This is a genomic window from Xanthomonas sp. NCPPB 1067, assembly GCF_020783795.1.
Classification (GTDB): domain Bacteria; phylum Pseudomonadota; class Gammaproteobacteria; order Xanthomonadales; family Xanthomonadaceae; genus Xanthomonas; species Xanthomonas melonis.
This window is the reverse complement of record NZ_JAJGQG010000002.1, coordinates 307,438-327,227: the sequence shown is the minus strand read 5'-3', so window position 1 is coordinate 327,227 and position 19,790 is coordinate 307,438. Positions and strand designations below refer to the sequence as shown.

9 protein-coding genes and 1 other RNA gene are annotated in these 19,790 nt (G+C 68.1%); 1 reads left to right on the top strand and 9 read right to left on the bottom strand.

Annotated elements, in window-relative coordinates:
• From gspE to xerD, 8 genes are all read right to left on the bottom strand, one after another.
• On the bottom strand, nt 1-1,728 hold the full coding sequence (gene gspE / locus LL962_RS03205; protein WP_167395175.1) for a type II secretion system ATPase GspE: 1,728 nt from the start codon (nt 1,726-1,728) through the stop codon (nt 1-3).
• Between the two features lie 130 nt (nt 1,729-1,858).
• Nucleotides 1,859-3,742 (bottom strand): S8 family peptidase, encoded by a 1,884-nt coding sequence (locus LL962_RS03200; RefSeq protein WP_228315865.1) that lies wholly within the window; start codon nt 3,740-3,742, stop codon nt 1,859-1,861.
• 221 nt (nt 3,743-3,963) lie between these two features.
• Complete coding sequence (locus tag LL962_RS03195) at nt 3,964-10,347, bottom strand: ESPR-type extended signal peptide-containing protein (protein WP_228315864.1); 6,384 nt, start codon at nt 10,345-10,347, stop codon at nt 3,964-3,966.
• A gap of 1,050 nt (nt 10,348-11,397) precedes the next feature.
• Nucleotides 11,398-11,589: a hypothetical protein gene (locus tag LL962_RS03190; RefSeq protein ID WP_228315863.1), complete on the bottom strand. Its 192-nt coding sequence runs from the start codon at nt 11,587-11,589 to the stop codon at nt 11,398-11,400.
• Between the two features lie 7 nt (nt 11,590-11,596).
• Nucleotides 11,597-11,672: non-coding RNA, sX9 sRNA (locus LL962_RS03185), on the bottom strand.
• Nucleotides 11,673-12,047: 375 nt separating this feature from the next.
• On the bottom strand, nt 12,048-16,214 hold the full coding sequence (gene purL / locus LL962_RS03180) for a phosphoribosylformylglycinamidine synthase (protein ID WP_228315862.1): 4,167 nt from the start codon (nt 16,212-16,214) through the stop codon (nt 12,048-12,050).
• A gap of 414 nt (nt 16,215-16,628) precedes the next feature.
• Complete coding sequence (locus tag LL962_RS03175; RefSeq protein ID WP_228315861.1) at nt 16,629-17,426, bottom strand: DsbC family protein; 798 nt, start codon at nt 17,424-17,426, stop codon at nt 16,629-16,631.
• A gap of 383 nt (nt 17,427-17,809) precedes the next feature.
• A complete protein-coding gene (xerD, locus tag LL962_RS03170) occupies nt 17,810-18,781 on the bottom strand; it encodes a site-specific tyrosine recombinase XerD (protein WP_228315860.1) in 972 nt (323 codons plus the stop codon).
• Nucleotides 18,782-18,957: 176 nt separating this feature from the next.
• Here xerD and LL962_RS03165 point away from each other — a divergent pair, with 176 nt between their 5' ends.
• Nucleotides 18,958-19,458 carry an RDD family protein gene (locus LL962_RS03165; RefSeq protein ID WP_104585024.1) on the top strand — a complete coding sequence of 167 codons (501 nt, stop codon included), beginning with the start codon at nt 18,958-18,960 and terminating at the stop codon, nt 19,456-19,458.
• 56 nt (nt 19,459-19,514) lie between these two features.
• On the opposite strand, the gene LL962_RS03160 is transcribed toward LL962_RS03165, so the two are convergent.
• Complete coding sequence (locus tag LL962_RS03160) at nt 19,515-19,778, bottom strand: hypothetical protein (protein ID WP_255626162.1); 264 nt, start codon at nt 19,776-19,778, stop codon at nt 19,515-19,517.
• Nucleotides 19,779-19,790 lie beyond the last annotated feature (12 nt).

Genomic DNA, 19,790 nt, shown 5'->3' with positions numbered 1-19,790 from the left:
TCACGCATCCTCCGTCACGCGCAGCACTTCTTCGATCGTGGTTTCGCCGCGCAGGGCCTTGGCCAGGCCGTCTTCGTACATGGTGCGCATGCCCGCCTGGCGGGCGAGTTGTTCGATCTCGCCCATGCCGGCGCGACGCATCACCGCACGGCGCAGTTCGTCGTTCATCACCAGGAATTCGACGATGGTGGTGCGGCCCAGATAACCGGTCGGCGCGGCGGCCGACGGGCGCGGGCGATACAGGAAGATCTCGCCCTCCGGCTGCAGGCGGCGCAGATCGAATTTCTCGATCTCCTCCGGCGCGGCGGCGTAGCGTTCGGCATTGGCCAGATCCAGCTTGCGTACCAACCTCTGCGCCAGGATGCCATTGATGGTGGAGGTCAGCAGGTAATCCTCCACCCCCATGTCCAACAGGCGGGTGATGCCGCCGGCGGCGTTGTTGGTGTGCAGCGTCGAGAGCACCAGGTGGCCGGTAAGCGCGGACTGGATCGCGATGCGCGCGGTTTCCAGATCGCGCATTTCGCCGATCATGATGATGTCCGGGTCCTGGCGCACGATGCTGCGCAATGCATTGGCGAAATCCAGCCCGATCTGCGGCTTGGCCTGGATCTGGTTGATGCCTTCGATCTGGTATTCCACCGGATCTTCGACGGTGATGATCTTGACGTCGGCGGTATTGAGCTGGCTCAGCGCGGTGTACAGCGTAGTGGTCTTGCCCGAGCCGGTGGGGCCGGTGACCAGCATGATGCCGTGCGGCTGCTCCAGCACCTTGCGGAACTGCGGCAGGAATTCTTCGGTGAAGCCGAGCTTGTAGAAGTCGAACACCACCGTTTCGCGATCGAGCAGACGCATCACCACGCTTTCGCCATGCGCGGTCGGCACGGTGCTGACGCGCAGGTCCAGTTCCTTGCCTTGTACGCGCAACATGATGCGTCCGTCCTGCGGCAGGCGGCGCTCGGCGATATTGAGCTTGGCCATGATCTTGATGCGGCTGATCACCGCGGCGGTCAGCTTGGCGGGCGGGCTTTCGCCCTCCACCAGCACCCCATCCACGCGGTAACGCACCTTGAGCCGGCTTTCGAACGGTTCGATGTGGATGTCGGAGGCGCGCAGCTCCACCGCGTGCTGGATCACCAGGTTCACCAGGCGGATCACCGGCGCTTCGGAGGCCAGATCGCGCAAGGCTTCGATATCGTCGCTGCTGTTGGCATCGCCATCGGCGGTTTCCACGATGGTGCCCATCGCGCTGCGGCCCTGGCCATACCAGCGCTCGATCAGGTCGTCGATTTCCGAACGCAGACCGACCTGCAGGAACAGTGCACAGCCGGTGGCCAGACGCACTGCGTCGACGGCGTAATCGTCGTATGGGTCGGCGATCCACAGATCCAGCCGGCCATCGCGTTCGCCCACCGGGCACAGGTGGAATTGCTTGAGGAAGCGCAGCGACAGCCCCTGCACTTCGGGCAGCATTTCCGGCGGGGTATCGCCGAGTTGGCGCGCATCCATCAGCGGCAGGCCAAGCACATCGGCGCAGGTTTCCGCATGATCGCGCTCGGACACCAGGCCCAGGCGGCCCAGCAAGGCCAGCAGCCCCATCCCCGATTCGGCCTGCAGCTGACGCGCGCGCAACAGATCGGTGTCCTTCAGACGACGGCGTTCAAGCAGCGCTTCGACGATGCGCGTCTCCGCGCTTCGATGCTCAATTGGATCGACGGCAACCGCGTTCACACTCGTCTCCACTGGTCCGGCGCCGACTGTAGCAGTTTGCCGCGACGATCAAGCGCGCGTCGTTCGATCACCCTGAAAAACGATGCCCCCGGTGATTGGCCGGGGGCATCGGTCACACTATTGCTCGAGCTTACTGTCGCGCGACGAGCGTCACCTTCGCATAGTCCATCGCGCCGACCAGCTTGATGTAGTAGGTCCCTGCCTTGGGCGCAGTGAAACGGACGGTTTCGCTGTTGCCGGGACGGGTCGACTTGGCATCGAAGCTGGTGGTGCTGGGCTCGGCTTCATGGCTGACATAGACCGACACGTCGCCGGTGCCGCCATAGGTCATGAAACTCAGCACCGCACCGGCCTTGGCTTCGAAACTGTACAGCGTGGAACTGGCGTAGTCGCCGCTCAGGCCGGTCAGCGGCACCTTGTTGGTCAGGGCGATGGCGGTCGGTGCGCAGCTCTCGGTCTCCGGATCGCAGGGCTCTTCCAGTACCGCTTCCAGTGCGGCCTTGGCATCGACGATGCCGCTGCCGATCGGCGTTGCGCTGGGCGGGGTCACCGGAAAACGGCGGCTGGTCTGCTTGAGCAGGGCTTCCACCGCGGCCGGCGTCAACGGACCTTCGCCCAGACCGATCGCTGCGCTCTGCACCAGGGCCACGATGCCGGCCACGTGCGGCGATGCCATCGAGGTGCCCCCCAGGCCCATGTAGGTGTAGGAACCGGACGTCGGCGTGGTGGCGCCGGTGTAGCCGGCCTGCCAGACATAGCCGCCCGGATTGCCGTCCACGCTGCCGCCGCCGCCCGGACCGGACAGATCGACCTTGCTGCCGTAGTTGGAGTAGTAGGCGATGCCGCCAGTGATACGGGTCGCACCCACCGTGATGGTGTTGTTGCAGCTGGCCGGCGAGTAGTCAGCCGCGTCGTCGCTGCTGTTGCCGGCCGCCACCACCACGGTGGTGCCGCGCGCGACCGCGCCATTGATCGCCAGCTGGGTGGCCGCATCGCAGGCCCCGCCACCGCCCAGGCTCAGGTTGATCACTTCGGCCGGATTGGTGTTGGCCGGGATCCCCTGCACCGTGCCGCCGGAGGCCCACACGATGGCATCGGCGATGTCGGAGGTGTAACCGCCGCAGCGGCCGAGCACGCGCACCGGCAGCACGGTCGCCCTGGGCGCCACGCCGGCCATACCGACGCCGTTGTTGGTCGCCTCGGCCACGGTACCGGAGACGTGGGTACCGTGCCAGGAGCTTTCCTGTGCCACCGAACCGGGGTAGCAGACATTGTCGGCCTCTTCCCAATCGCCGTAGTCCAGCGCGCCGGGAACCCGGGCATCGGTCGGACGGCGCGAGACCTCGGCATCGGAGATGAAGTCGTAGCCTTGCAGCAGATTGCCGGCGAAGTCCGGATGGCCCGGCAGGATGCCGGTATCCAGCACCGCCACCACCACGCCCGCACCCTGCGACAGATCCCATGCCGCCGGCGCATTGATGCCGCCGGTGGGGTTGCTCAGGTGCCACTGGTACTGCGCGTACAACGGGTCGTTGGGAACCAGCTGCGGGCTCACGTCGATGGCGGCCACGCTCTTCCGGATTTCCACCGGACGCAGCATGCGATCGATCTGCACATCGGCCACGACAGGATCGTTCTTCAGCTCCACCACCACCTTGTCCACCTGCGCGGGGGTCAGGGTACTGGACAGCTTGATCAGGTCCGAACCGATTCCCAGCTTGCGCACATAGGTCGCCTTCGCGGCGGCAGCGGCGCTGCGTGCGCCCGATGCGGCACCGACGCGGCCGACGGCGGCCTGCACGGCACTCAGCTTGCTGTTGCGATCGGTCGCGGCGGCCGAATCGTCCTTGTAGCGCACGATCAGGCGGCTGCTGAAGGCGGCACCGGCAGGGGCTGCCTGGGCCGGTTCCTTGACCAGCAGCTTGGGCGCCGCGGCCAAGGTGCCGGAAGCACCGAGGGCCATCATCAGAATGGCGCCGGTCAGCGGAGTGAGGCGGAAAGTCTTGTCGATCACGGTGAAGTCCTCTTCGTGTTTTTCGTCAATCAGGCTTGGAGCCGCGTCGAAAACGCAGCGCAGCCGTGGTGCGGCCCGCTGCCTCTTGTCGATCGCTCCTGATACGGCCATCCCTGCATGCGGATCCGTTGGCTGGCCTAGCCACGGTCCCTGCCCGCCCCCTCAGGCCCTGCCCTGCCGCGACGGCGCGCAACCGCGCCGTCGCGTTGATGCAACCGCGCTTACCAACCGAAACCGGCACCCACGCCGATGGAACGGTCATCGCCACTGAGCGCACCGCCCACGGTCAGGGTGGCGCGCGGGCTGATCGCACGCTGATAGCCCACCGACAGCGCCGATTCGCCGTTCTGGAAGCCGACGCCGGCACCGATGCGGTTCTGCGAGGCGATGCCCGCCACGCTGGCGGACATGTTCAACATCGCCGAGCTCATCGCGCCCTGGCGGTCCAGACGACGGTTCTGCCGACGCAGACGGTCTTCGATATCGCCCTGGTAGCTCTGGAAGCTGTCGGCCATCGCGCTGTAGCGGCTGTCGGTGTAGCTGTTGGCCGCGGCGACCCCGCTGTCCAGCTGCCCCTTGTTCACCGCATCGGTGGCGCGCGTACCGGCGGCCACATTGGCCACCTGACGCTCGCCGCCCACGCTCCCCACCGACACCGTGTTGGCGCGGTCGGCGACCGAACCCTGGCCCAGCGCCACTGCACCCTGCGCGGTGGCGCGCGCGCCCTGGCCGATGGCCGTGCCCGATGCCGCTGCGACCTGCGCGCCTTCGCCCAGCGCCACCGCATTGGTCGCCGCTGCCGCGATCTGCGTGTTGGCGCCCACCGCGGTGCTGCCATCGGCGTTGACGCGCGCATTGCTGCCGATCGCCGTGTCGTTGGGACCATGCGCGTAGGCGTTGTTGCCGATCGCGGTGCCGGTGACGTGATTGGCGACCGCCGCGTTCCCCACCACCGTGGGCGTGGCGGCCGGCGTGATCGCACCCACCACCGCCGCAGTCGGCGTGCCCTGCACGCCGGCCGAGACATTGCTGACCGGGGTGGAGACAGGCGCAACCGGCACGCCCGTATTGCTCGGCGGCGTCGGGCGCAGCGCTGCGGCGACAGACCGCCCATCGAGTTCGCTGACCCTGCTGTCCAGCGCAGTCAGCGCCGCACCCACGTTGTTGTAGCTGGCACCCTGGATCACGTAGGTCGGCGCCACGAAGACGCCTTGCGCACCGATCGCCGCACCGCCGCCGAGGAAGCTGGCCGCATTGCTCAGCGACTGGAACAACTGGCCGCCGTTGATCGCATCGGTACTGGCATCGGCGATCGCACCGGCGCCAACGTTGACGATACGCCGCGTCGCCGGACCACCACGGCCATTGCCGCTACCGACCGACACCGTATTGGCATCATAGGTCCGCGACCCCGAGCCCAGGGCCACCGAATCGGCGCCGCTGGCACCGGCATTGGCACCCAGGGCCACGGCATTGCTGCCGCTTTCGCGCACGAACGAGTTGTAACCCAGCGCAACGCCGTTCTCGCCGATGGAATTGGTCTGGCGGCCCATCGCGGTGCTGTTGATGCCGCTGGCGCTGCTGTCCACGCCCATCGCACTGGCACCGGTGGCCGAAGCGCGGCTGCCGGACGCGATGGCAACGCTGCGTGCGCCGGTCGCTGCAGCCCCGGAACCTGCGGCCGTGCTGCGCTCGCCGTTGGCGGTGGCCACGGCATCGCCGGTGGTCTTGAACATGCTGCTGGTGGTCTGCACATCGGCCGACAAGGCATCCAGCTGGCCCTTGTTGACCGCATCGGTCGCCGCCTGGCCATCGCTGACGTTGACGATGCGGCGCGTCGCCGGACCGCCGCGCCCATTGCCGCTGCCGATCGACACCGTGTCGGCCTCGTAGGTCCGCGAACCCGCGCCCAGCGCCACCGAATTGGCACCGGTGGCACCGGCGTTGGCGCCCAGGGCCACGCCATTGACCGCGCTCTGGCGCACGAACGAGTTGTAGCCTACCGAGACCGCGTTCTCGCCGATCACATTGACCTGCCGGCCGACGCCCGTGCTGTTGATACCGGTGGCCGATCCGTCCACACCGATCACGCTCGCACCGACCGCATCGGCGCGGCTACCGCCGCCGACTGCCAGCGTGTTGTCGGCCAGCGCGGCCGCGCTCTGTCCCAGCGCGCTTGCGTTGGCGCCATCGGCGTACGAGTTCCAGCCGATCGCCGTGGTGTAGTCGTCGGTGGCCCAGGCGCCCGCGCCGAACGCAGCGGCGCCGGTGCCGGAGGCACGCGCAGGAATGAAACCGAAGAACGTGCTGCCGCCCACCGCTACGCTTTCCGCACCGGTCGCTTCGCTGAACTCGCCCACGGCCACGGCACTGGCGCCTGCCGCCCGCGCCGAAGCACCCACGGCAGTGCTGTAATCGCTCAATGCCTCCGCGCCGTAGCCCAGTGCCGAGGACAGCCTGCCGGTGGATTGGCTGTAACCGCCGAACGCGGCGCTGGCCACGCCCGACGCGGTACCGCGGAAGCCCACCGCCGTGGCCTGGTTGTCGGACGCCACCGCCTCGCTGCCCAGCGCCGTGGTGTAGGTGGACACGGCCTGTGCACCCGCACCATTGGCGGTGGCGCCGATGTCGCTGGCCTGCGCGTTGCTGCCGACGGCGCTGCTGTTCTCGCCCAGGGCCTGCGCATTGCTGCCCACCGCCGCGCTACCGGTACCGCTGGCCAGTGCACTCACGCCCAGGGCGGTACTCGCATCGGCCACTGCCTGGGCACCGGAGCCCAGTGCGGTGCTGCGGTCGCCGATCGCATTGGCACCCTCGCCTGCCGCCAGTGCGTTGTCGCCCTCGACATAGGCGCCGGCATCGCTGTCGTCGCTGCCGCTGGCCTGGAAGTATTTGCTGGTGGCCTGGCCGGCTTCGGCCACGGCATTGAGCTGATCCAGGTTCACCGCATCGGTCCCCTGCGTGCCGGCGGCCACGTTGGTGATCTGACGCTCGTTGCCGGCGCTGCCCACCGACACCGCGAAGTCGCGATCGGCCACCGAATCGGCGCCCAGGGCCACGCTGCCTTCGCCCGAGGCCTCGGCGAAATTACCGAGTGCGGTGCTGTTGAGGCCCGGCGCCCACGCCGCGCCACCGACTGCGGTGGAGAAATCGCCGGAGGCTTCGGTCGGCAACAGGCCGAGCAAGGCGCCGCCGACCGACACGCTGTTGTAGCCACTGGCCACGCTGCCCTGGCCTGCCGCGATGCTGTAGGCGCCGGTGGCGCTGGCATCACCGCCCACGGCGACGGTGTTCGAGCCGCTGGCAGTGCTGAAGTTACCCAGGGCCGTGCTGTTGAAACCGCTGGCGGTGGAGTAGCCGCCCAGTGCGGTGGAATAGTTGGCGGTGGCCTCGGCGCCGAAACCGAATGCAGCAGCGCTGGTGCCGTTGGCGACGCTTTCCGCACCGACCGCAGTGGCCGATTCGCCATTGGCGCTGGCGAAATACCCCACTGCGGTGGATTCGCTGCCCTCGGCCTCGCTCAACGCGCCGGCAGCCAGCGAACCGTCGCCATAGGCGCCGGCCGCCGCACCCAGCGCGGTGCTCTGCGCACCGGCCGCTTCGCTTTCCCCGCCCACCGCCACGGCGTAGTCGCCGCCGGCCTGGCTGAGCGCGCCATTGGACACGCTGCTGAAACCGCTGGCAGCGGCGTTGTAGCCGGCCGCGCTGGCGTATTGCGCAGTGGCGCTGGCACCGCTACCGATCGCCACCGCACCGATGGCAGTGGCCTGGCTGCTGGCGCCGAAGGCGCTGCTGTAATCGCCGTCCGCCGTCGCGTCGGAACCGGACGCCGTCGCATCCTCGCCCTGCGCCACGGCCGTGCCTGCGCCGGTGCCGGCATACAGGCGCGCGGTATTTTCGGCAGCGCCAGCCACGGCATTGAGCTGGTCCAGGTTCACCGCATCGGTACCTTCGGTACCGGCCGCCACGTTGGTGATCTGACGCTCGCCGCCGACCGTGCCCACCGACACCGTGTTGGCGCGATCGGCCAAGGCACCTGCACCCAGCGCCACGCTGCTTTCAACCGCAACCTGCGCACCATCGCCGATGGCGACGCTTGCGGTGTCGCTGGCAACCGCGTCGGCGCCCAGCGCAAGGCTGCGATCGCCACCGGCATTGCTCTGCGCACCGATCGCGATCGCACGTTCGCCGCCACTGAAGGTGGTGTTACCGATCGCAATGGAGCCCGTACCACCGGCACCCGTACTGAAGCCCAGCGCCACGCTGCCCTCGCCATACGCGGTACTCTCCGCACCGACCGAGGTGCTGGTGTCGCCCCATGCCACGCTGGCGAAGCCCAACGCGGTGGATTCGAGCCCGTTGCCGATGCTTTCGAAACCGATCGCGGTGGCGCCGCGGCCTTCGGCCACGCTGGTGCTGCCGACCGCCGTGCCATAGAAGCCCGACGCCGTGCTGTCCGCGCCCAGCGCGGTGGCGTAGCGATCGCTGGCGATGCTGTTGAAGCCCACCGCGGTGGCATTGTTGAAATTGGCCACCGCACCGCTGCCGACGGCGGTGGTGTTGATGTCCGATGCAATGCTGCTGGAACCCAGCGCGGTGCTGTAATCGCTCAGCGCCGACGCGTTGGAACCGGCCGCCACGCTGTCGACACCTTCGGCAAGCGCACTGCCGTCGCCGGTGGCAGCGAAGCTGCGGGCCGTGGCCGAGGCCACATCGGACACCGCGGTGAGCTGCTGCAGGTTCACCGCGTCGGTGTCCTCGGTACCGGCAGCGACGTTGGTGATCTGACGCTCGGCGCCGGCTGCGCCCACCGACACCGTGTTGGCGCGATCGGCGAGGGAGCCTGCGCCCAGCGCAACGCTGTTGTCAGCGGGCGTATACGCACCGCTGCCAAGGCTGACGCTCTGCGTGCCCGAGGCGTTGGATCGCCAGCCCAGCGCGACGCTCTCCTCGCCAAGCGCATAAGATTGGCCACCGAGCGCCATGGCGCCTGTGCCAACCGCGTTCGTGTACTGGCCCAGCGCCACGCTGTCGCCACCGAGGGCGAGACTTTGGGTACCGACGGCGATGCCACCATCACCCCGCGCCACGCTGGTATAGCCTAGCGCGATCGATGCCTCCCCCTCACTGATGCTCCCGTTACCGATCGCGGTCGCAACGCGCCCACTGGCGACGCTCCAGCCGCCGACTGCGGTGCTGAAGTATCCCGTTGCTCTGCTGTCGGCACCGAGCGCGGTAGCGTGGACGTCGCTGGCAGTGCTATAGGCACCGACCGCCGTGGCATAGACGTTGCTGGCGCTGGCATAGCTGCCGACGGCGGCGGCGCCCGCCGCAGCGGCCTGACTGAATGGGCCGATTGCAGTGCTTTCATCGCCCAAGGCATAGCTTGAGACACCCAGTGCAATGCTGTCGTAGCCCGTTACATAGCTGGAAACACCCAGCGCAACGGCACGATCGCCGAGAGCCGTACTGTTTGCGCCGATCGCGGTGGACTGCTCGCCACCTGCAGCGGCATTGACGCCGAAGGCAGCGCTGCCGGCACCGAATGCCACACTCGCGCTGCCCACGGCGGTGCTGGTGTCGCCGAAGGCCACACTGCTCACGCCCAGCGCCGTGGAGTCCGCACCATTGGCGATGGCCTCGTAACCGAGTGCGGTGGCCCCGCTGGCAGCGGCCTGGCTTGCACCGCCCACCGCCGTGCTGGAATCGCCCGATGCGTTGCTGTTGCCACCAAGCGCAGTGGCATTCTCGGCGATGGCGGTGCTATTGAAACCGACTGCCATGGCGTTGTCGGTCGTGGCACTTGCGCCACTGCCGATTGCGGTAGCGCCCTGCGCGGATGCAATGCTGCTGGAACCCAGCGCAGTGCTGTAATCGCTCAGCGCCGACGCGTTGGAACCGGCCGCCACGCTGTCGACACCTTCGGCAAGCGCATTGCCGTCGCCGGTGGCAGCGAAGCTGCGGGCCGTGGCCGAAGCCACATCGGACACCGCAGTGAGCTGCTGCAGGTTCACCGCGTCGGTCGCATTGACACCGGCGGCCAGGTTGGTGATGCGGCGCGTCGCGGGGCCGCCGCGGCCATTGCCACTGCCGATCGACACCACGTCGTCTTCGTGGGTACGCGAGCCTGCGCCCAGCGCGACCGAATTGGCGCCGGTGACGCCGGCATTGGCGCCCAGCGCCACGCCGTTCTCGCCAGCCTGGCGGACGAAGCTGTTGTAGCCGATGGCCACGGCGTTTTCACCAATGGCGTTGGTCTGGCGACCGATCGCGCTGCTGTTCACGCCGGTGGCGCTGCTGTCGGCGCCAGTGGCGACCGCGCCGGTGGCGCTGGCACGGCTGCCGGCACCGATGGCGGTGGCCTTGCCGGCAGGTGCAGAGGCGCCACGGCCGACTTCGACCGATTGCGCAGCGGCATCGATGGGGGCGACGAGTCCTGCGCTACCCAGCGCCAGGGCGATTGCGGCAGTCAGCGCCAGGCTGTGCCGGCGGTCGATGAGCGAGGCCTGAGCGACTGCTCCAGGGCTGTCGCCGCTGGCCAATTCCGAGGCCACGGTCCACACGCCCAACGATTTGTTCCAGACCTTGCGATAAATCCGATTCATCGACTACGACTCCTGAGTTGTTGGGACTGGTTAGTGACAAACCCCCACCATCGAGCGGCCGACCGCACCGTGCGATTCCCCGTGGTTGCTGGCGCTATGGACCTGCCGGCGGGTGGACGTTGTACCTGCACCCTGGATAGTCAAAAAGTGAACGCTACCCAACCATAGAGCTGCGCGAAGTGTTAACAGCCGCCAAATCAGGCGTCAAGTTTTTGACAGGAAGCGAAGATAAGCGTGCTTTTTGTCACACTTCGGCTTGCTTTTATTATTTTTTTGATAATTCTTTGGAAAACAGAGACCTACGTCGTGTCTCATGAGACATTTTCGGACTGAATAGCTGTGCCCGCTGCGGACAAAAAGAGTCCGCCGACAGGACGGCAGCAGGCTGGATTGCGCAAAACCTTGGTCGGCCGCAGCCGCGTCCAGCGCCGCCGTCTTCACGCGTCTGAACTGCCGTCGCCGTATCGCGGGGCGCAGACCCGCGCCAGAGAATCGGCGCGGCGCGTGCACAACATCACGGGCGACGGATCCCTGACGCCAGCAGAGCCGCCCCCCGCAACGCGCCCTGGGCGGTCGCTCGACACTGCTGGGGCTCGAGTGAAACGATGAAACGCCGGTGCCGGAACGCCTCGAGGCGCCGCTATGTCCACTGAGGCTGGATTGGCGCGACCACCCGACGTACCGCAACACCTGGCCGCTCGCGTCGAAATCGACACCGCTTAAAATGCGGTGCCGGTAGTGGCATCGAGAGCGACTGACTGCGCGCGCCAGCGGCATTCGTGGCCCCTCCTTCGCGCATTCCATTGCGCAGCGGATCCCGTGTCCAGGTCGCTGCGCACCAACGATCATGGCGCTATCGCTGCGATAGGCACCGCACGTCCCGGGGAGTGCCACTGATTCCTGCCAGCATTGCGCTGCGCACTTGCAGAGTTCCATTCCACCTCGGCGTAGTACGATCGCGCTCGGTGCGATATCGACGCGCCTGCCCAGGCGCCCGGCACCGGCGCTTCGCGATGCGATGCCGGCTCGGATAGTGCCAAGTCCGACAACTCACGTACGCACAGCGGTTTCCAAGGGCGCCTGCACGCTTTCCGCGCTCATTCCAGGGCTTTGCGGCGCACGGGAAGGCCCGGAATCGAAGCATTCGATGCGTGATGAATCGAGGCGCCCATCATGCGACACGATCCACTGCCTTGCTTCATCCAGACGCTGGATCGCACGGAAGCCGGCGACCAGAGTCATTAAGAGCGGCTAACAGAACGTAGCGAGCAGTCGTCAGGTGGGTGCAGACGGCGCGGAGCAACCGAAGTGTACAAGTGGTACATGCCGATTCCGAACACCGGCCGCGCCCGCCTGACGGCTGCACAGTCGCTTTGTTAGCTTCTCTAACTTTCATTTGCCATGGATCGCAGACGTAGCCACGCGAGATGATCGCCGCAATATCGCTTTCGTCGCGCTAATTCACGACACCCCCGCGTGCCGGAAGGCACTACTCAGGGACTGCGTGCCGAGCTCGCAAACCGCTTCCTTGTTTCACTGCCGGGGCGTTGGCAGGCCCATGCATGCTGCGCCCTCTCGCGCCATGGCGCCTGCAGGCCGCGGCGCTCGCCAGCGTCCGCAAACGACAACGGCCGGAAGGACGCCCACCCGGCCGTTGCGATCACCATTGTCCGTGCGGCATGTGCGTTCGGATCGCCCGGTCAGCCGCACCACACACGCGCGTTGCGGAACATGCGCAACCACGGGGCTTCTTCTCCCCACTCCGCCGGATGCCAGCTCAGGTTCACCGTGCGCGGCGTGCGCTCGGGGTGCGGCATCAGGATGGTGGCGCGGCCGTCGGTACTGGTCAGGCCGGTGATGCCGTCGGGCGAGCCGTTCGGATTGAGCGGATAGCGCGACGCGACGACACCATCGCCATCGATATAGCGCAAGGCCACGCGTGCGGCGGCCTGGTCCACGGCGGTATCGAATTCAGCGCGCCCTTCGCCATGCGCCACCGCCACTGGAATCCGCGAGCCGGCCATTCCGCGCAGGAAGATCGACGGCGACTCCACCACTTCCAGCAGCGCGGTGCGCGCTTCGAACTGTTCGCTGCGGTTACGCAGGAAACGCGGCCAATGCTCGGCACCGGGGATGATGTCCTTGAGCTGGCTGAGCATCTGGCAGCCGTTGCACACGCCCAGCGCAAACGTGTCGCTGCGCGCAAAGAACGCGGCGAAGGCGTCACGCAAGGCCGAGCGTTCCAGGATCGAGGTGGCCCACCCGCGGCCGGCGCCCAGCACGTCGCCGTAGCTGAAACCGCCGCACGCAGCGAAGCCGGAAAACTGCGCCAGATCCACGCGCCCTGCGATCAGGTCGCTCATGTGCACATCGAACGCACGGAATCCCGCACGCTCGAAGTTGTAGGCCATTTCGATCTGCCCGTTGACGCCCTGCTCGCGCAGGATCGCCACCTTGGGCCGCGCGCCGGTGGCCACGAACGGCGCGGCCACATCCTCGGATGGATCGAAGGACAGCGTCGGCCGCAGGCCGGGAGCCTTGAAGTCGCGTGCCAGCGCGCGCTCTTCGTCGGCGCTGTCGGGGTTGTCGCGCAACTTCTGCATGGCGTGGGTCACCGACCACCACGCGTCGAACAATTCCTCCCAGCGCCATTCGGCCAGCACCCTGCCCTGACCGCTCACCCGCACGCGCGGCGTGCCGGTGGGGCGCGCGATGCGCTGGGCGCATTCGGTCAGCGCATGCCGCTCGACCAGGTCCGCGAACACCGCGCGGTCTTCGCTGGCGATCTGCACGACCGCACCGAGTTCTTCGTTGAACAGGCTGCGGAACGCATCCTCGCCCCAGGCATCGAGCGTGATGTCCAGGCCCTGCCGTGAAGCGAACGCCATTTCGCACAGCGCAGCGAACGCACCGCCGTCGCTGCGATCGTGATACGCCAGCAGCAACCCGCTCTGGCGCGCATCGCGGATCAGCTCGAAGAAGCTGCGCAGCCGCTGCGCATCGTCCAGGTCCGGCACCTCGCCACCGAATGCCGGCAGCGCCGCGTCGTCGGCGTACACCTGTGCCAGCACCGACCCGCCCAGGCGCTGCTTGCCGCCACCGAGCCCGATCAACCACAACTCGCTCTGTTCGTCGTTGCGCAACAGCGGCGTCAGCTGGGTACGGACATCGCTTACCGGCGCAAACGCACTGATGATCAGCGAGACGGGGGAAACGCTCTTGTGGGTGGTGACGGGACCCGGGACCCGGGACCCGGGTCCCGGAACAGCAGGATCGACGGCGACGGAGGCGCCATCGGCGAGCGACGCAGAATCACGCTCTTGCGTTTGCGGTTGCTTTTCCCGAGTCCCGGGTCCCGGGTCCCGGGTCCCGCCTGTCACCCACTGCGCCTGCATCGACAGCGAATCCTTGCCCACCGGAATGCTCAGCTCCAGCGCCGGGCACAGCTCCATGCCGATGGCGCGCACCGCGTCGTACAGCAGCGCGTCTTCGCCGGCATGACCGGCCGCGGCCATCCAGTTGGCCGAGAGCTTGATGCTGTCCAGCGCCTGCACCGGGGCGGCGCACAGGTTGGTGATCGCCTCGCCGACCGCCATGCGTGCCGATGCCGCCGCATTCAACAGCGCCAGCGGCGCGCGCTCGCCGATCGACATCGCCTCGCCTTCGAGTGTCTCGAAACCGGCCAGCGTGATCGCGCAATCGGCCAGCGGCAGCTGCCACGGCCCGATCATCTGTTCGCGTGCGGTCAGACCGCCCACGCTGCGGTCGCCGATGGTGACCAGAAAACTCTTCGACGCCACGGTGGGATGCGCCAGCACACGCAGGCCGGCCTCGTGCAAATCCAGCCCAGCGGTCTGCAGCACCGGCCACTGCGGCGCGGCCGGATGCACCGTATCGCGATGCATCTTCGGCGGCTTGCCGAACAGCACGTCCATCGGCAGGTCGATGGGAAGGCCGGGACCGGGGACCCGGGACCCGGGTCCCGGGACAGCAGGATCGGCGGCGACGGACGCACCACCGGCGGACGAAGCAGAATCACGCTCTTGCGTTTGCTCTTCCCGGGTCCCGGGTCCCGGGTCCCGGGTCCCGAGAGATCCCGTGTCCCGAGTCCCGGCGTCCAACGTCCCATACCCCACCACCAGCCGCTCCTCGGCCGTGGCCACACCCACTGCGGCGAACGGGCAGCGTTCGCGGGCGCAGATGGCGGCGAATTCGTCCAGGCGCGCCTGCGGCACGCCGAGCACATAGCGTTCCTGCGATTCGTTGCACCACAATTCCAGCGGCGACAGCGACGGATCGTCGCTGAGCACGCGGCCCAGGTCGATGATGCCGCCCACCCCCGAATCGTGCAGCAGCTCCGGAATGGCGTTGGACAAACCACCCGCACCCACGTCGTGGAACCAGCGGATCGGGTTGTCGCCCCCTAGCGCAACGCAGCGGTCGATCACCTCCTGGCAACGGCGTTCCATTTCCGGGTTCTCGCGCTGCACGCTGGCGAAATCCAGCGCCTCGGCGCTGTCGCCGGCCGCCACCGAACTGGCCGCGCCGCCACCCAGCCCGATCAGCATCGCCGGGCCGCCCAACACGATCACCGCATCGCCCGGCTGCAGGCGCAGCTTCTCGACCTGGCGACGATCGATCGCGCCCAACCCGCCGGCCAGCATGATCGGCTTGTCGTAGGCGCGGGTCAGGCCCTGCCCTTCGGCCAGCTCGAAGCTGCGGAAATAGCCCAGCAGGTTCGGCCGGCCGAATTCGTTGTTGAACGCGGCGCCGCCGAGCGGGCCGTCGAGCATGATGTCCAGTGCCGGCGCCATGCGCGGGTTCAGCGCGCGCGGTGCTTCCCACGGCTGCGGCAGCGTCGGGATGCGCAGGTGCGAAACCGAAAAACCGGTCAGGCCGGCCTTGGGCTTGCCGCCGCGGCCGGTGGCGCCTTCATCGCGGATTTCGCCGCCGGCACCGGTGGCCGCGCCGGGGAACGGTGCGATCGCAGTCGGATGGTTATGCGTTTCGACCTTGATCGCGAACGCCGACGGCAGCACCGCTTCGCTGCGGTATTCGCCGGTGGCAGGATCCGGGCGGTAGCGCGCGGCCGGCACGCCTTCGACCACCGCCGCATTGTCGCTGTAGGCCGACAAGGTGTGCTGCGGGGTCTGCTGGTGGGTGTGCTTGATCATGCGGAACAGCGAGCGCTCCTGCGGCTTGCCGTCGATGGTCCAGCTGGCATTGAAGATCTTGTGCCGGCAATGCTCGGAGTTGGCCTGCGCGAACATCATCAGTTCGACGTCGGCCGGGTCGCGACCCAGCGCGGCAAAACGCTCGCGCAGGTAATCGACCTCGTCCTGCGCCAGCGCCAGGCCCAGGTCGCGGTTGGCCTGTTCCAGCCCATCCAGCGGTACGCGCTGCAGCTGGCCCGGGTCCGGCACGTTGAACAGCGCCTCGGCGGCGGCGGCCGACCCCAGCAAGGACTGCGTCATCGGGTCGTGCAGCAGCTTGGCCACGGCGGCCTGCGCTGCGGCATCGTGCGGCCAGCCCGCCAGATCGATGCGGGTACCGCGTTCCACCCGCTGGATCGGCTGCCCGGCTCCGCGCACCAGTTCGGTGGCCTTGCTCGACCACGGCGACAACGTGCCCAGGCGCGGCACCACGTAATGCGAGGAGGCGTCCTCGGCACGCGGCGCCGGGTCGGCTGCGGCCTGCAGGATCCGCTGCAAGGTGGCCTGGTCGGGCGATTGCCCGGCCTCGGCGCGGATGAAGTAGACGTGCCAGGCGCCAGTGATGCGCAGCGCGGGAACGAGGGTTTGCAGGCGGGTTTCGAGCCGAGCGCGGCGGAACGGCGAAAGGGCGGAAGCGCCCTCGAGGACCATCATGTCCGGGGAACCGTGTCAGAAACGGGGCCGATCATTGTAACGGAGGTTGGTCGGAGCCGGCCGGCTGGCTGGCCGGGATTCGGGATTGGCGGCTCACGGGCTCGACCACTGGCTGCATTACGGTGCGCCGTCCAAGGGCGGCAGCGTGGCGCACGCCACCGCCACGACGCCGATGCTGCCCGTGTAGACGACGCAGTGGGAGCAGGCTCCGCCGCAACTCCTCGCTGCATTTCCGCGCCTGCCCATGCCCGGCCACCCTGTTGGCCGCCACACGCTGCCCGCAGGCCATCCGTGCAACTGCGCTCCCGTCAACGACAAAGGCCGGGACGCAGATGCACCCGGCCTCCTTTGTCTGTGACAACCACCGCGGCACATCTGCCAGCGGCGCACCGCCAGCCCGAACTGCGCCAGACCTTAGCGGCTGCCACCGGCAGTGGTCACCGCACGCTTTTCCAGCGCCTCGCGCAACTGCGCCGGCGGCAGATAGCCGCCGAGCTGGGTGCCGTCGGGTGCGAAGATCGCCGGGGTGCCGTTGACGCCCAGCCGCTGGCCCAGCGTGTATTCCATCGATACCGGGTTCTTGCAGTCCTTGGAGGCGACCGGCTGGCCGGACTTGGCAGCGGTCAATGCCTGCTTGCGATCGGCCGCGCACCACACCGCGATCATTTCCTTGTGGTCCTGGCTGCCCAGTCCCATGCGCGGAAACGCCAGATATTCCACCGCGATGCCCTGCTTGTTGAGCTCGCCGATCTCGCTGTGCAGCTTGCGGCAGTAGCCGCATTCCACGTCGGTGAAGACCGTCACGGTGTACTTGGGATTGGCCGGCGCGAACACGATGCGATCGGCCTTGGGCACGGTCTCCAGTTGCTTGCGGCGATACGCCAGCAAGCCAGGGCTGGCGGCGAACTGCTTGTTCTGGATATCGAAGGGCTGCGCCTGGATCAGGTAACGCCCGTCATCGCTGACGTACAGCACCTGACCGCCGACCACCACCTCACGGAATCCGGGGAACGGCGCGGCACCGATGTAATCGGGCTTGAAGTCAGGGTCCAGCGCCTTCAGCGCGCTGCCCACGCGCTGGTCGACATTCCCGGCGGCGGCGGTGGGGGCGGCGGCTGGCTTGGCGGCATTGCTTGCCGCAGGCTGCGAGGATTGCGCGCAAGCGGTGAGGCTGATTGCGCCTAGCAGCGCGGCGATGGCAAGACGATACATTCACGCATCCAGTGGAATGGGGTGGCTCGATTCTCGCACAGCGCAGATGAAGCCTGGCAGCGGGCGCGACAGGGGGTTCGCTCCCGGCGCGATACCTTCACGACGCCCCGCCCGTCGTCCCTGCCGCAGCACGGACCGCGTTGCCGCAGCTCTGGCGAGCCTCCCCTGCGGCCGGAGCGGATGCAGGGGAGGCCCGGCCTGATACGTTCCAGAGGATTCACACCAATGGCGACCGCGATCACGACATGCCGGGTCCGGAGCAGGCCCCGGGAGTCGAACGGGGCGCACGTGCGACCTACGCCGGCGTCAGGCGCCCGATGCCAGACCTTCCTCCGGCCTGTGAGCGTTCGTCGCGGCACGATCCCGTGCCCAAGGGGTACTTGCTAGCCGCGCGGATGGTGCCGGGCATGTAGTGTCTGCAGGTGCGCGCGTGCCACCAGCGTGTAGATCTGGGTCGTCGAGAGCGAGCTGTGGCCCAGCAACATCTGCAGCGCGCGCAGGTCTGCGCCACGGTTGAGCAGATGCGTGGCGAAACTATGCCGCAGGCCATGCGGGCTCACCGTGGCCGGGTCGATGCCGGCCAGCGCCGCGTAGCGTTTGACCAGCGACCAGAAGTGCTGGCGGCTGGGCGGCTGGCGGGCCGCGTCGATGAACAAGGGGACTTGCCCGTCCACTGCGGGCACCGCCTTGCCGGCGGCCAGCAGCGGGCGCGCATCGCGCAGGTAGCGCTCCAGCCAATGCTGGGATTCTTCGCCCAACGGTACCAGGCGCTCCTTGCTGCCTTTGCCGGTGACCCGCAGCACGCCCTGACGCAGGTTGACGCCCACTGCCGGCAGCGTGACCAACTCGCTCACGCGCAGCCCGGCCGCATACATCAGCTCGAGCATGGCGCGGTCGCGCAACCCCAGCGGCGCCTGGAGGTCGGGGGCCGCCAGCAGGGCGTCGATCTGGGTCTCGGTCAACGCCTTGGGCAGCGAGCGCGGCAGGTGGGGCGGGTCCAACAACGCGGTCGGGTCGTCGCCGCGCACGCCATCGCGCAGCAGCAGCCCGTAGAACGCGCGCAAGGTGGACAACAGCCGGGCGTTGCTGCGCGGCGAGTAGCGCGCCTCGGTGCGCCAGCGCAGATAGTCGAACAGCGCCGACCGATCCACCTCGTGCAAGCCGCCGGCCGCGCCGTTGCGCCAGCGCGCCAGCCCTTCCAGGTCGCGCCGATAGCTGTCCAGCGTCTGCCGTGCCACGCCGTTTTCGGCCCAGAAACGGTCCAGAAACCGCTCGATGGCGGCGGCATCGGCGGCCTGCAGCGGCGGTAGCTGCTGGGTGAGCTGACGGCGCTCGGCGGGAGTGCTGGCGGACATCGCGACAGCATAGAGCGCAGGACGCCGGACGCGCGAGGCACCGCATGCCATGGGTGACATGCCGCGACGCACCGCCGGCCCGATGCGCCGCCACTGGGGCACGGCATGCCGAGCGGGAGGTAGGTGCTGCCGCAGCGCGGCGTTGTTGCAGCGCCGGCGCCGGCTATGCTCGTGCCATGACATCGAATCCCGCGCCCCACGTCGCCCGCCCACCTGCCCTGCTGGGTTGGCGGATACTGGCCCTGTGTTACGACCTGTGGCCGGCGCTGGCGCTGTGGATGCTGGTGTCCACCGGTTTCACGCTGGGCTTTACCCTGGCAGGACACCCCGCACGCCAGAACATCGCTCCCTTCAGCGCATGGCAGTGGCTGCTGTGGCTGTGCTGCTGGATCGTGGCCGGCACGTACGCCACGGTCAGCTGGCGCCGCGGCGGGCAGACCCTGGGCATGCGCCCGTGGCGGCTGCGACTGCAGGAGCCACGCCCCACCTGGCGACAGGCCTGGACGCGCTATGCGGTAGGCACGCTGTCGCTGGCCCTGGGCGGCGCCGGATTCTGGTGGGCCTGGCTGGACCGCGACCGCCTCACCTGGCACGACCGGGCGAGCGGCACCCGGCTACACCGCACGTCCAAGTCGTTGGATGGCGGTGCACATCGCGTGCGGACAGCACCTGATTGACGCTGCCATCGGGTGAGTTGTGGCGCCATCGAGCGATCGCGGCCTGGATCATTCGATCAGTGTCGTCTACCGTGAAAACGCGGAAGGGCGCGCGCGATCCATGCCTGCACCAGACTGCCCAACAGATACAGCACCACCAGGAAGGGCGGCACCAGGACGAGGTAACTCGTCAGCCAGGACAGACCACGTAGCCAGGCATCCGCGCCGATCGCATCCAGCAGCGCGAGCTGCGGGGTGAGCGGCAGCTGCAGCACCACAAATCGTCCCTTATCGTCGCCATCGGCCTGCTGAGCGATCCACAGGCACAGCGACATGGGCATCGCATACAGCAC